14 protein-coding genes and 1 pseudogene are annotated in these 13,404 nt (G+C 60.2%); 2 read left to right on the forward strand and 13 right to left on the reverse strand.

The window, feature by feature from the left end:
• A complete protein-coding gene (locus ACSQ3F_RS24490) occupies nt 1–1,020 on the reverse strand; it encodes a LacI family DNA-binding transcriptional regulator (protein ID WP_436102782.1) in 1,020 nt (339 codons plus the stop codon).
• A 150-nt stretch (nt 1,021–1,170) separates the two neighbouring features.
• Here ACSQ3F_RS24490 and ACSQ3F_RS24495 point away from each other — a divergent pair, with 150 nt between their 5' ends.
• A complete protein-coding gene (locus ACSQ3F_RS24495; RefSeq protein WP_436102783.1) occupies nt 1,171–2,466 on the forward strand; it encodes an ABC transporter substrate-binding protein in 1,296 nt (431 codons plus the stop codon).
• A 29-nt stretch (nt 2,467–2,495) separates the two neighbouring features.
• Here the strand turns inward: ACSQ3F_RS24495 and ACSQ3F_RS24500 are convergent.
• From ACSQ3F_RS24500 to rpsU, 3 genes and pseudogenes are all read right to left on the reverse strand, one after another.
• A pseudogene (locus ACSQ3F_RS24500) lies at nt 2,496–2,666 on the reverse strand (cupin domain-containing protein); the annotation flags it as partial.
• Nucleotides 2,667–2,709: 43 nt separating this feature from the next.
• A protein-coding gene (locus tag ACSQ3F_RS24505; RefSeq protein ID WP_436102784.1) for an IS6 family transposase occupies nt 2,710–3,335 on the reverse strand; the annotation gives its coding sequence in 2 pieces (ribosomal slippage) (nt 2,710–2,867 and nt 2,867–3,335; 627 coding nt in all).
• Nucleotides 3,336–3,505: 170 nt separating this feature from the next.
• Complete coding sequence (gene rpsU / locus ACSQ3F_RS24510) at nt 3,506–3,739, reverse strand: 30S ribosomal protein S21 (RefSeq protein ID WP_436102785.1); 234 nt, start codon at nt 3,737–3,739, stop codon at nt 3,506–3,508.
• A gap of 190 nt (nt 3,740–3,929) precedes the next feature.
• Here rpsU and ACSQ3F_RS24515 point away from each other — a divergent pair, with 190 nt between their 5' ends.
• Nucleotides 3,930–4,133, forward strand: a complete 204-nt coding sequence (locus tag ACSQ3F_RS24515; protein WP_436102786.1) for a hypothetical protein — start codon at nt 3,930–3,932, stop codon at nt 4,131–4,133.
• 240 nt (nt 4,134–4,373) lie between these two features.
• Here the strand turns inward: ACSQ3F_RS24515 and ACSQ3F_RS24520 are convergent, their stop codons facing one another.
• The 9 genes from ACSQ3F_RS24520 to ACSQ3F_RS24560 form a co-directional block, all read right to left on the reverse strand.
• Nucleotides 4,374–4,691, reverse strand: a complete 318-nt coding sequence (locus ACSQ3F_RS24520; protein WP_436102787.1) for a hypothetical protein — start codon at nt 4,689–4,691, stop codon at nt 4,374–4,376.
• Between the two features lie 370 nt (nt 4,692–5,061).
• The gene (locus ACSQ3F_RS24525) at nt 5,062–5,268 is read right to left on the reverse strand and encodes a hypothetical protein (RefSeq protein ID WP_436102788.1); all 207 of its coding nucleotides are present in this window, start codon (nt 5,266–5,268) and stop codon (nt 5,062–5,064) included.
• A gap of 252 nt (nt 5,269–5,520) precedes the next feature.
• Nucleotides 5,521–6,279, reverse strand: coding sequence for a FadR/GntR family transcriptional regulator (locus ACSQ3F_RS24530; RefSeq protein WP_436102789.1), 759 nt, complete (start codon nt 6,277–6,279; stop codon nt 5,521–5,523).
• A 5-nt stretch (nt 6,280–6,284) separates the two neighbouring features.
• Nucleotides 6,285–7,388, reverse strand: a complete 1,104-nt coding sequence (locus tag ACSQ3F_RS24535) for a four-carbon acid sugar kinase family protein (protein ID WP_436102790.1) — start codon at nt 7,386–7,388, stop codon at nt 6,285–6,287.
• Nucleotides 7,385–8,377: an ABC transporter ATP-binding protein gene (locus ACSQ3F_RS24540; RefSeq protein ID WP_436102791.1), complete on the reverse strand. Its 993-nt coding sequence runs from the start codon at nt 8,375–8,377 to the stop codon at nt 7,385–7,387. Before ACSQ3F_RS24540 ends, ACSQ3F_RS24535 begins: the two co-directional genes overlap by 4 nt.
• On the reverse strand, nt 8,377–9,411 hold the full coding sequence (locus ACSQ3F_RS24545) for an ABC transporter ATP-binding protein (protein WP_436102792.1): 1,035 nt from the start codon (nt 9,409–9,411) through the stop codon (nt 8,377–8,379). Before ACSQ3F_RS24545 ends, ACSQ3F_RS24540 begins: the two co-directional genes overlap by 1 nt.
• Entirely contained in the window at nt 9,411–10,373 is a 963-nt protein-coding gene (locus tag ACSQ3F_RS24550) for an ABC transporter permease (protein WP_436102793.1), read from the reverse strand. The genes ACSQ3F_RS24545 and ACSQ3F_RS24550 overlap by 1 nt, the downstream gene beginning before the upstream one ends.
• Nucleotides 10,374–10,375: 2 nt before the next feature.
• On the reverse strand, nt 10,376–11,332 hold the full coding sequence (locus tag ACSQ3F_RS24555; protein ID WP_436102794.1) for an ABC transporter permease: 957 nt from the start codon (nt 11,330–11,332) through the stop codon (nt 10,376–10,378).
• Nucleotides 11,333–11,474: 142 nt separating this feature from the next.
• Nucleotides 11,475–13,127: an ABC transporter substrate-binding protein gene (locus ACSQ3F_RS24560; RefSeq protein ID WP_436102795.1), complete on the reverse strand. Its 1,653-nt coding sequence runs from the start codon at nt 13,125–13,127 to the stop codon at nt 11,475–11,477.
• Nucleotides 13,128–13,404: the final 277 nt, after the last annotated feature.

Here is a 13,404-nt window from a genome sequence, read left to right on the forward strand (position 1 = left end):
TCAGTCATCTGGAAGTGATCCGCCCCGCACCGGAACGACGGCGTGGCAGACATGGCGGGCAGGCGCGTCCCGTTCGCGAAACCGCGCCAACATCAGTCCGACAGCTTCGCGGCCAATGGCCACGCGGTCGACGCGCATGGTCGCAAGCGGCGGATCGGTCATCCTGGCGCACGGAAGATCGTCGAACCCGACGATCGCGAAATCCTCCGGCACGCGACGGCCAATCTCGGTCACGGCCTCGAGCACGCCAACCGCGATGAAATCGTTCATGCAGAAGGCAGCGCTGACGTCCGGGTCTTCCGCAAGCGCGGCGATCGTCACGGCACGGGCTTCGGCAATCGCGCTCGTGTGGAAGGAGAGCCGGATGATGCGGCCGGTGGCGTCCTTGGTTGCTCCAATCGCCGCCTCGAAGCCGCGGGCCCGTTCGCGCAGTGTGTGCCGATGGGAGCCGGTCAGATGCAGGATGCGGCGATGTCCGAACGCGAGAAGACGGTTTGTTGCCTCATAGGCACCAAAGAAATTCGCAGGCGAGACTCCGTCAAAGCGCATCAGGGGATCGGTGCCATTGACGAGAACGACGGGCGTGCGACTTTCCTCCAGCCAGGCGCGTAGCGTATCTGCGGGGTCAATGCCGACCAAAAACAGGCCCCTTGCTCCGGCCGTCGTCATCAGGTCCCGAACGGCCTCCGTCGTTACCCGATCCTCGCGCACCAGCCGGATGTCGAAGGGAATGCCGAACTCTGCGGCGCTCGAACGCAGCCCCTCGACGATGCCTTCATAGAAGACGCTGAGGTCGCCTGTGACGCCGTCACTGGCAATCAACGCCAGAACGCCCGGCGCCGTGTGGCTTCCGGCCTTGAGCGGATAGCCGAGATCCGATGCCACCTTGAGGATCTGGCGCCGAACATCGGCGCTGATGCCCGGTTCGTTGGCGAGCACCCGCGAGACGGTCGACACTGAAACGCCTGCGCGCGTGGCAATATCTGCTTGGCGAAGTTTTCTGGAAGGTTCCTCGATCATGTCGCAAACATTATGCAAATTATGCAAATTTGCAACAAGAAAGATAATTTCTTGCATTATTATTATTTTTGCATAATTCTTCCCGTCGATGATCGACTCGACTGCGCAGGAGGAGCGTGAGCGGGGTCGTAACGACAGGGAGGAATGTCCATGCTCATCAACCGACGTTCATTTATGCTCGGCTCGGCGGGCACAGCCGCCGGTCTCGTGCTCGGCGCGGGCGGCGCGCGGTCAGCCTTTGCGGCCGACGAGACGAAGCTGCGTGCCATGTGGTGGGGCTCGAACGATCGCGCCAAGCGCACGCTTGCGGTCGCCAAGCTTTATCAGGAAAAGAATTCGGGAACGACGATCGTCGGCGAGTCCCTGAACGGCGACGCCTACTGGACCAAAGTCTCCACCCAGATGGCCGGGCGCTCGATCGCCGACATCTTCCAACTGGAACCGCGGACGATTTCCGACTATTCGAAGCGTGGCGCCTGCCTAGCGCTTGATCCCTTCATTCCATCGGCTCTGCAAGTCGACGCCTTCGGCAAGGACATGCTCAACCTGACGACGGTGGACGGCAAACTTTGGGGGGTCGGTCTCGGCCTCAACTCGTTCTCGCTGTTCTACGACGGCGACGCATTTGCCAAGGCCGGCATCACGCCGCCCGGACGCGATACGACCTGGAAGGAATATGCCGACATCGCGGTCGAGATGAGCAAGGCGGCCGGCAGGAAGACCTATTGGGGCGGTCCTTACGGTGCGCGCTACAGCTATGTGTTCGATGCCTGGCTGCGGCAGCGCGGTAGCAGCCTCTACGACGAAAACGGTCTCGGCTTCAGCGTCGAGGACGCCAAGGAATGGTTCGCCTATTGGGAAGAGCTGCGCAAGCGCGGCGGCACGGTCAGCGCCGATATCCAGACGCTCGACCAGAACACGATCGACACGAACTGCCTGGCACTTGGCAACTCCGCCATGGGCATGGCCTATTCGAACCAGATGGTCGGCTACCAGCTGCTGATGAAAGGCAAGCTTGGCATCGACATGCTGCCGCGCGAGACGAAGGGTGGGCCATCCGGCCACTACTATCGCCCGGCTCTCATCTGGAGCATCGGCGCCACGACCGAGCACGGCGAGGAAGCCGCGAAGTTCATCGATTTCTTCGTTAATGACGTGGAGGCTGGCAAACTGCTCGGTGTTGAACGTGGTGTTCCGATGTCGCCGGCCGTGCGTGAAGCCATCCTGCCGACGCTCAATCCCACCGAGCGGGCGACGGTCGATTACATCAACGGGTTAAAGGACCAGGTCGGCGGCTATCCGCCACCGGCGCCGATCGGTTCGACCGAGTTCGATATCAGCATTCTGCGGCCCATCACCGACGAGCTTGCCTTCGAACAGATCTCCGTCGCCGATGCTGCCGCAAGGTTGGTGAGCGAGGGGAAGAACACGATCAAGGCCGGCTGACGAGGATCACTCCCCCCGACACGGTTGGTTTAGAGAAAATCCGCACGGTGAGGCGTAAAGCTGTCGATCAGCTTGTCGGCCTCCAGCGCCTTGACGCCGTGAACGAGGCCGGACGGGACGATAAAGCTTCCGCCCGCGCGTAAAATCTCGCTGCTGCCGTCAATTGTGACTTTGAACACGCCTTCCGCGGGTTCTGTTGCAAAATTTGAGGTATCCGCGAGGCCGGGCGATTTCTGCGGCTGCTCAGATCGCGGCAACGAGGGTTTCGAACTGTTTGGCGATTGACAAGCTGGCAGTGGAGCGTTCTTGCAGCTGGTGCTTGCGCAGCATGTGGATCATCTCGATGCCAGGCAATGTTGCGACTGCGGATCTGAAAGACTTGAAGCCGAGCATTGGATCCGCCGGCGGCGCGACCGATCCAGAAGGCGGCTGATGGTGTCACAGGAAATGATCGCTTCCCGGTTGGTCTGGCTGCCGTCGATAACGACGCGTTCCGGCCGGCCATGCCGGGCGAACGCCTTTTTGAAGCAGCGTTTGGCTGCAAAAGGGTCACGATGCTCGCTGAGCCAGAACTCGACCGTGCATCCGTTGCTGTCGATGGCCCGATAGAGATATCTCCAACGACTGCGAACCTTGAGATACGTCTCGTCGGCATGCCATTTGCCGGTGACGACGCGCTTGCGCCGGTTGAACCGCTCCGCCAGCAGGGGCGCAAAGTGCACGACCCAGCGATGGATCGTCGAATGATCGACGCTGATGCCGCGTTCGGCCATCATTTCCTTCAGGTCGCGCAGGCTCAGGCCATAAGTCAGATACCAACGCACGCACAGCAAGATCACCGACTGCTCGAAATGCCGACCTTCAAACATTGCCAATCTCCGGAACATTACCGGAGATCAATGCCACACCGATCCTAATGAATGGGTTTGCAACAGAACCCTTGCGGGCCCCCACACCGATAGCGCCGCCCACATAACGCCGGTACGGAGCAGTGCGTCACGCCTGGAGAAAAGGCTGACGATCGCGACGGGGTGCCGGTTTAACGGCTCGGCTTCTTTTTCGCAGCCGGCAGAAGGCCTTCTCGCTGCATCTGCTTTCGAACGTTCTTGCGTTGACGGCTAATGGCCTCGGATTTCTGGCGCGCCTTCTTCACGGACGGCTTCTCATAGGCTTCCCGCAGTCGCATTTCGCGGAAGACGCCCTCACGTTGGAGCTTTTTCTTCAACACGCGAAGCGCCTGATCAATGTTGTTGTCGCGAACCAATACCTGCATTTGAAACCTTTCGAAGATTGCAGTCCTGAAGAGGAAGCGCGCAATCTATCGTCTTCGATGAAATTTACTAGTCGGGCGGCGTCATCATTTTTCGTAATTTCCAGCGACGAAAAATTAGACTAAAGTCGTATCGCTGAAGATCGCGGTAGACGATCGATGCAACTCGATGTTGTCGTCCTCGGGAGGGATAATGATGCAACATTTCACGACCACCATACCACCAAAAGATATCGCGCTGCTGCAAACCGTTCTTGATGCCTGGTGCAGCCAAAACAATATGCTTCGAAGCAAAGCCGAGAACGAGGCGAGAATTCTGATTTCCGAATACAAACGCGGAGTACGGTCTCAAATCGGTCTGGTCGATGCATTGGTCGCGGCAGAAAAGCACCAATAATCGGCTTTAGGGACGCGAGCGGCAAGCCAATCGTGGCCCGGTCCTGAGCCGTTCACCATACCCAAAACCCCAACATCTGTACCTGTTGGACGGTCGTCGCAATCTCGGCGATATCTGAACAGTCAGCCGGAGTGCGGAGGTATTTTTCCGCACCTCATCTTTGGCCCCTCCCTCCGGAGGGAGGGGCTATTCGGTTGTTGGGCTTCCATATTAGCGGCCAGGTATTATACCTCAGGACAATCAATCCTTCGAAGCTTGCTGGTCCTCAACCATCAGCCGATTGATCTCGGTTTCGAGGTCAAATGGCTGTTCGGCTTCAGGTACGCTCGGATCCTGGACATTGTCTCCAGCAGGAGCAGCGGCTCGGACGTGCCGTAGGGCAGATCGTTCGCTGAGAAGGGAGCGGTAACGCTTGGCAACCTCCGGCATCTCGATTTGCCCGACGATCCATTCCTCGATCCAGGCATGGAAACGGTCGTCCTGTTCTACGGCGTGCCCAGCCTCACGCGCTCGTCGAAACGCATTCTCCGCCGCTCTGCGCCTGATCTCAACCGACATCTATCCCTCGCATTGTACCTTCGCCGGACTGAACATAGGCGTGGGCGTTGCGATTTCCATGACCACCCTGTCCGATATCAAGCGGTTCTATCGACAGTGCTTGCGGTAAAAGTGTGATGAGCGGCTCGTCACCTTCGGGCGTCGATCAGAGACCTACGCAATGGGCGGATGCGAGCAAATTACACAAACCAACATTGACAAAGGAGTGCCTGTGGGCCGGCACAGAACCAAACAGCTCATATGCATGCACGGTAACGCATCTTAAAGCTGCATGGCTATGGCCATGACAACGTCTTGAGATTTCAGACCACCCACAAGGTGGTTAGGCGTGGCACTTGCCGCCCTACTGATGCTCATGCTTTCTCGACACTCATTCCGCCACCAGGCCGTCAAATACCTCGAGCATCGCATCGCTGATTGCTTTCCCAAGCTCCGCAGCGGTTGCGGCAAGTGCCTCTTCGTTCATATCACGTGCGGCAATCGCAAAGGACGCACCTGCGGTCGTCACGATTTCCTGCGCACGCTGAATAGCCCAGAGTGCAAAATCACTGCGACTGCCAATTTCCGTCGTTTCCACGCGTTTTCTCCTGATTTGTTTTCATGGCTGGCTATATCCAATTTAGCGCTCCACGACAGCCGACCCTGAACGAATTTTGCTTCGCCAACCTGAACCTACCGGTTCAGCAAAACGGCATGGCTTCGATCCCCTATGTCGGCCGAGCGCAAATTTTTTTCTGGCGACGATTTTTCGAATTCACGTTCAGCAGCTTGACGACAAGACTTGAAAGCCAGCGTTCTGCAGGAGCGTTGGCTTTTTTGCTCGGAGCGATCAGAAGGAAAGATCGAGGACGCGGTCTTCGAACAGGCGGTTGCGGGAACCTTCGAGATGAAGTCGCATCGCCCTTTCCGCATCCTCCGCGCGGCCATCGGCAATCGCTTGATAGATGGCGTTATGCTCCTCGAAGACTTTTTCCAGGCCGAGCCTCGGTCCCATCAGCGACAGGCCATGCAGGTGCATGCCGACGGCAATGTGCGGTTTGAGGGCCTCGATCGAGGCCGTATAATAGTGATTGTTGGCCGCCTCGGTCACCGCTCTGTGGAAAACGAAATCCGCGTCGGTGCGATGAAGCTGGTGGCTCGTCGCCTCGCGCAGATCGGCAAGGGCAGCGGCAATCTTCTGGAGGGCAGCTTCGTCGCGTCTCTGGGCGGCGAAAAAGGCTGCCGCGGGCTCGATCGTCAAGCGAAACTCATAGCAGCGCTGGATGTCGGCGATCGTCTTGACCGGCGAATAGGCAAGATGCGTGGCAGGCGACGCCTGGGCACTGACGAAGGTGCCGGCGCCTTGCCGTGAATAGACCATGCCTTCTTCGCGCAACCGTCCAAGCGCGTCGCGCACGATCGGGCGGGAGACCCCCATGATCGAGGCGAGTTCGTGTTCCCCCGGCAGGCGGGAGTCCGGTGGGTAGTTGCCGGAACGGATGCGCTCGCGCAGTTGGTCGAAGACGCGATCGACCAGCCTGATTGATTTCCCACGCTCCGGTTTGGCGGCCTGGCCGGGCTCTCCGATTGAGGGGGCATCTTGCGCCATTTTCTTCACCACGCCTGTTTTTCGATCCTTGTCCTGTTGGACGTCCTTTGACTTAGCAGATTCTCAGGGACGAGTTTTAGCAAAGAATCAACGTTGCCAAAGCCTCCCGATTTTACCGCGCAACGGAAAACTCTGCCATCTGCGCTTTCGATCTCGAACCAGGGAATGCCCGCCTCGATTTCGCCGTTCGGAATAAGGACGGAGGCTCCCAGTTCTTCCAGGATAGCAAGCGCCGTGTCGCCGCCGCCCATCATCATCATCTCCGGTTGTGTCCGTTCAACCGTCTTGCAGATACCCTCGGCGAAGCGGGTAGCGACCCGCTCGGGAAGCACTGTTTGTTCACCGGAGCATCGCGCCACCGCAGGAAGCGCAGTGATGGCGCCAGGCGGTAGATTGCCGGCAGGCGCGTCGGCGATCAAGGCGATCTGACGCATGTTGCAGAGATGTTCTATCTGCGCGGTGGTGATCGGATCGCGAGATCCGAAGGCAAACAGGGTCTTTGCGGACGGCGAAAATATTGAGGGCGCTGGTGCCGATTTTGCCAGCGAACGGGCAAAGGCGCCGCCAAGGCCGCGCGCGCCGACGGCGACTTTCGTGGTCCAATCGGTGCAACGGGCCAGGTCATCCAACTCGCCATCGCTGGAGGCATTACAAACTTCTACCGAAAAGGAGCTGGAAGGAAATATAGGGCGAATTGGCAACGGCGTCTCCACGCCGCGCCCCGTGACGGCGCCGTTGACCGTGAAGCGCTGCTGATCGGGAATGGCAGGAGCTACGATGATCGTGTTGCGGCCTGTTGCGCTGGCGAGCGCCGTGCTTTCGGCAGCGACGTTGCCTTTCAGTCTGGAATCGATCTTCTTGAAGAGAATACGGGGCGTTTCTGAGCCGATCGCCGCAGCAACAGCCTCGATCCTCGCTGCGGCTGCATCCGCCGAAAGAGCACGTGACACTGTATTGACCACGACGACATCGGGATTGTGAGCCAATGCCGCGCGCAGCGCCTTTACGTTGATCGCCACCGCCACCGTCAGGCCGGCCTCGACGAAAGGCGTCCCGGTATCAAGCGCGCCCGTCAGGTCGTCGGCAATGATGGCAACTTGCAGCGTCATCCAGGCAATCCCTCGGTGACGGCATGACAGGCAACCATGTGTCCGGGACGCGCCTCGCGCCACTCCGGCACGACCTTGCTGCAGACGCTCATGGCGATCGGGCAGCGGGTGTGGAAGCGGCAACCGGACGGCGGCGAAAGCGGGCTTGGCACGTCGCCCTGCAAAATCTGCCGCTTGCGGCTGCGCTCGTGGGCGGGATCGGCTTCCGGCACAGCGGAAAGAAGTGCCTTGGTATAGGGATGCAGCGGATGCTCGAACAGTTCCTCGCGTGTCGCCAGTTCTGCCAGGCGACCGAGATACATGACGCCGACGCGGTCGCTGATATGGCGGACCACCGCAAGGTCATGAGCGATGAAGAGGTAGGTCAGTCCGTATTTCTGCTGCAGATCCAGAAGCAGGTTGATGATCTGCGCCTGGACCGAAACGTCGAGCGCCGAGATTGCCTCGTCGCAGACGATGAATTTCGGCTGGCAGGCAAGGGCGCGGGCGATCGCCACGCGCTGACGCTGCCCGCCGGACAGTTCGTGCGGGTAGCGCGAGGCGAAGCGTGGCGGCAGGCCGACATCGGCGAGCAGTTCGGAAATCTTCTGCGGCAGTTCCGCCTTGGTTGCGAGCTTGTGGAACAGGATCGGCTCGCCGACAGCCTCGCCGATGGTCATGCGCGGGTTGAGCGTCGAATAGGGGTCCTGGAAGACGATCTGAAGCTGGCGCCGATAGGGGCGCATCGCCTTTTCGTCGAGATCGACGATGTTCCTCCCCTCATAGATGACCCTGCCTCCGGTCGCCCTGTGCAGGTTGAGAAGCGTGAAGCCGGTGGTCGACTTGCCGCAGCCGGATTCGCCGACGAGGCTCAGGGTTTCGCCTTCGAGTATTTCGAAGCTGACGTCATCCAACGCATGTACGGTCGCGGCGCGCTCACCGAAGGCGCCAAGCCGGACGTGGAAGTGTTTGACCAGATTTTCGATGCGCATCAGCGGTTGGGCGCCCATCACGCAGCCTCCAGTTTGCGTTGCGCGACAAAGCAGGCGACACGATGCGTGCCGGCCTCGCCAATGCCTTCCAGCGAGGGGACGCGCTCGTGGCAGATCTGTTCCACCAGCGGACAGCGGGGTGCGAAGGGACAGCCCGTCGGGCGGCGGCCCGGCTCCGGTGGCGTGCCGCCGATCGAACTGAGGCGTGTCGAACGCTCGTCGGAAAGCTTCGGGATGGAAGCGAGAAGCCCTTGAGTATAGGGGTGGCTCGGATTCGCAAACAGCGCGTCGACGGGCGCATCCTCGACCACGGTGCCGGCATAGAGCACGTTGATACGATCGACGAGACCGGCGATCAGCGCGAGGTCGTGGGTGATCCAGACAACGGACATGCCGAGTTTGTCGCGCAACTCCTTCACCAGATCGACGATCTGTGCCTGGATCGTTACGTCGAGTGCGGTGGTCGGCTCGTCGGCGATCAGCAGTTGCGGATTGCAGGCAAGCCCGATGGCGATCATCACGCGCTGGCGCATACCGCCGGACAACTCGTGCGGATAGGCGTCGAGACGCTCCTCGGCGCCGGGAATACCGACAAGCTTCAGGAGTTCGCCGGCCCGCTTGCGCGCCTGTGCCTTCGTCATGCCGCGGTGATAAATGAGAGGCTCGGCCAATTGCTGGCCGATGCGCATCACCGGGTTGAGCGAGGTCATCGGGTCCTGAAAAATGAAGCCGACTTCGCCGCCGCGCACTTTGCGCAGATCGGAGTTCGACATCTTCTGCAGGTCACGCCCGGCGAAATTGGCCTCGCCCTTCGTGACCTTGATCTTGTTCGGCAGAAGCCGCATCAGGCTGAGCATCGTCAGGCTTTTGCCGCAGCCGGACTCGCCGACAATGCCGAGCGTTTCGCCTTTGTCGACATGCAGATTGATGCCATCGACGATGGTCGCGGGTCCGCTGCGGGTGTCGATCTCGATCGTCAGGTCCTTGACGTCGAGCAGGCGTTCTCTGGTCCTCGACGTGGGTTCAGGGCGAATGTCGTTGGCCATCAGCATCACTTCGCTCCGCGCGGATTGAGGGCATCGTTGAGACCGTCGCCGAGGAACGAAAAGGCGACGGAGGCAAGGCCGAGGACGGCGGCGGGAGCAGCCAGAAGGTGCGGATAATGCTGCCAGACGCGCAGGCCGTCGGAGATCATGTTGCCCCAGCTCGGGGTCGGCGGGTTTACCCCGACGCCGAGGAACGAGAAGGCGCTTTCGAGCACCATGGCCGTACCAAGACCGGCGCTGACGGCAACGATCAGCGGCCCCAGTGCATTCGGCACGACATAGCGCATGAGGATGATGCGGTTGGTGAGGCCAAGTGCCTGCGCTGCGGTAATATAGGGCCGCGAGCGGATCGACAGAACCTGCGCCCGAACGAGGCGCGCATAGGGCGGCCAGGAGATCAGCGCCATCGAGCCGAAGACGAGCAGGAAATCGACCCAGACCGTTTCGCGATAGATCGGGTTGAGCGTCGCCAGATACCGGCTTTCCATCCAGCTAGCGATTGGCGATTTCAGCGAGGCATTGATGACGACGACGAGAAGCAGGTTGGGGATCGACATGGTCATGTCGGTCACCCACATGACGACCTTGTCGAGCAGGCCACCGAAGAAGCCCGCCATCGCGCCGAGAGAAACGCCGATGAGAACGGCGATGAAGGTGACGACAACGGCCACCAGGAAGGCGGTTCGCGTGCCATAAATGACGCGGCTGAAGACATCGCGGCCGAGATCGTCCGTGCCGAAGAGATGCGACATCGACGGTGCCAGGTTGCGGGCGCTCAGATCCTGGCTCAGGAAGTCGTAGGGCGTCAGGTATGGCCCGAAGGCGGCCGTGAAGGCGAGGATAACGACGACGATGAGGCCGAAGACGGCAAGCCGGTTGCGGCGCAGCCGGTGCCATGCGTCGCGCCACAGGCTGACAGGCGGCTCATTGTCGGTCTGGACGGGGTTGGTCATGGGAACGACAGACATGGTCAGCGGCTCCTTCTGGTATCGTTGGCGCGCGGGTCGAGCAGCGGATAGAGCACATCGACCAGAAGGTTGGAGATCATCACCAGGAACGAGCCGATCAGCGTCACGGCGAGGATGACCGGATAGTCGGTATTGGTCAGCGCTTTCACGGTCAGGCGACCAAGGCCCGGCAGGCCGAAGACGAGCTCGACGAAGATAGCGCCGTTGACGATGGTGATCATGATCAGGCCGAGCTGGGTGACGACCGGCGTCAGCACCGGGCGCAGGATATGGCGAAGTGCCACCATCGTTTCCGGTACGCCCTTGGCGCGGGCGGTACGGACAAAATCCTCCGACAGCACCTCGATCACGGCAGCACGGGTCTGCCGCACGATCAGCGCGATAGGCTGGAAGGACAGAACAAGCAGCGGCAAGAGGATGCGGACGTCAAAGACGCCGCCCCAGCCATAAGGCACGGCCGAGCCGGGCAGAACCATGATCAGAAGCACCATCAGCATGGGCCCCGCGACATAGGCCGGGATCGCCCAGAGAAACAGGGCCGAACCGAGAATGGCATAGTCGGTGCGGGTGTTCTGGTTCAGTGCGGCGATCAGCCCAAGCGGAATGGCGACGACGGCGGTGAGGATGACGGAACAGAGTGCCAGCTTGAAGGAAACGGGAGCCGCGGCCGAGACCATCGCCCAGACGGAACGTCCCGAGCTCAGCGAATTGCCGAAATTGCCATGCAGCAGGTTCCAGATATAGCTGCCAAACTGGACGAGAAACGGCCGGTTGAGGCCCGCACTTTCGCGGATCGCCTCGATGCGTTCGGGGTTGTAGGCGACGTCGCCTGGCGCGCGCAGGAAGATCAGCTTGATCGGGTCGCCGGCGCCATAATAGGCCAGCGCATAGACGCCGAGCATAACGAGCAGGACGGAGGGAATCCAGACGACGAAACGGGTCGCAATGTAGCGCAGCATGGCAGTCTCCCACCCTGGTTTTCTGAAGATGAAGCTTCGAGTTCTCGCCGCAGCGTAAGCTCGCGCTATCATACTCCAGCAATCGAAATCTGTGCGGAAGCGGTTCGCGCTCCCGCACAGGAGATGTTGGTATCCGCTTGGCTCAAGCGACCGAGATGTCCCAAGGCGCCACGACCTGCCAGTCGAGGTTCTTGTCGATGCCGGTCACCTTGTCGGTCGCCCAGCGCGACATGGCCTGGGCGTACCAGGGGATGAAGGTCCAATCCTCGCGGAAGGCCTTCTGCGCTTCCTGCGCAAGCGCAACACGCTGCGGATCATCCACCGCCTTGGTGGCGGCTTCGGCGAGCAGACTGTCGACCTTGTCGTTCTTGTAGCCGCCAAGCTTGTTCTGCGCGTTCGAGGAGGTCGAAGCGATGGAACCGGCGAGATAGGAAACGGCATCCGGAACGCGGGTTCCAACGTCGTCGCGGAAAATCTGCACCGCGTTCTGGTCGGGACCGGCATAGGCATCCTGCTGCGGCTTCATGTCGACGGCAGTGATACCAAGGTTCTGGCGCCATTGCTCGGCGATGAACTGCGCTGCCGCCTCGATCGCCGGACCGGAAATGCCAACGAAGAGAAGTTTGGGCAGACGCTCTGGGCCGCCATAACTTGATTCCGCCAGCAACTTCTTGGCGCCTTCCGGATCATGGGGGTAGGGTTCGAAGCCGGAATTGTCGGCGCCCGGCACTGAGTTCAGAACCTGGTCCGTCTTCTTGTGCGGGCCATCCGGGAAGGAGGCCTTCATCAGGCCCTCGCGGTCGACGGCCATGATCAGCGCCTGGCGCACCTTCGGATCGTCCATTGGCGCGCGGGAAGCGTTGAACCAGAAGTGCTGGCTGGTCGGAATCAGCGGCCCTTCTGCAAAGCTGGCGCCGAGATCCTGCACGATGGTCGAGGTGACAAGTTCGGTATGCGCATTGTATTCGCCGGACTTCAGGAGCGATGTTGCGGTGACGTTGTCCTCGATCGAGTCGATCTCGATGCGGGCGAGCTTCGGTTTCGGGCCGAAGAAGTTCTCGTTCGGCTCGAACACCAGCTTGCCGGCGTCGAGGTCGATGCTGGTCAGCTTGAACGGACCGGAAGAGACCGCGCCGTTGTCGGGCATGTACCAGTCGGCGACTTCCTCGCCGTCTTCGCCACGAGATTGCGACGCCTTGGTGATCGGGACGATGTGGTTGCCGAGGCGCATGAAGAAGATCGGATCGGCGTCGGCCAGCGTGACGACGACAGTGCCTTCGTCCGGCGTCGCGATACCGGAAATTTCCTTGGCTTTGCCGGCGCTCACGTCAGCATAGCCGGCGACCTTGCTCAGCACCTGATCGGCGCGCTGGTTCTTCGTGTTCGGCATGGCCGCAACGTTCCACGAGCCCTTCACGTCCTCAGCGGTGATCTTGCTGCCGTCGGAGAAGACAGCCTTCGGGTCGATCTTGAAGGTCCAGGTCTTGTTGTCGGCGTCCGGTTCCCAACTTGTAAAAACGTAAGGGTGCAATTCACCCTTGCTGTCGAAATACATCGGCGCGGCCCACCAGGCGGAATTCCAGCGATAGGGCGGGCCGCCGCCGCGCAACGGCGACCAATCCTGGTTGAATGCGGGATGTGCGACCTTGAGTACCTGGCCTTCCTGGGCGACGACGATACGGGCATTCAGGCCAAAGAGGCCGAGGGCCACGCTCGTGCCGAGACCGAGTTTCAGGGCGTTGCGGCGCGTCATCTGCGGCTGTGTCGAGCCGGTTCCATTGTTTCGATTAGACATCTGATCCTCCCATAGATGCAGTCATCGCGCCCTCCATCTGTCTGGTTCCTGACAGGTTGCCGCGCCATGATGAGGTCAGACACTGGATTGATATTGTAAATATGTCAACATTAATTCTTTGAAATATTCGCTTCAATAATCGATTTGCGAATAAACCTCATAGTTTTCAATAGGATATTTTTTGTGTGAGATTTTTGGCGTGGAATTTTCCTTGACAAGTTGTCATGATTGCGGAAAAAGCGGATGGCTCTGGCGGTTCAGATCGAAAAAGCGTCAG

This window comes from Pararhizobium sp. LjRoot238 (genome assembly GCF_964252955.1).
In the GTDB taxonomy this organism is placed as follows: Bacteria; Pseudomonadota; Alphaproteobacteria; order Rhizobiales; family Rhizobiaceae; genus Pararhizobium.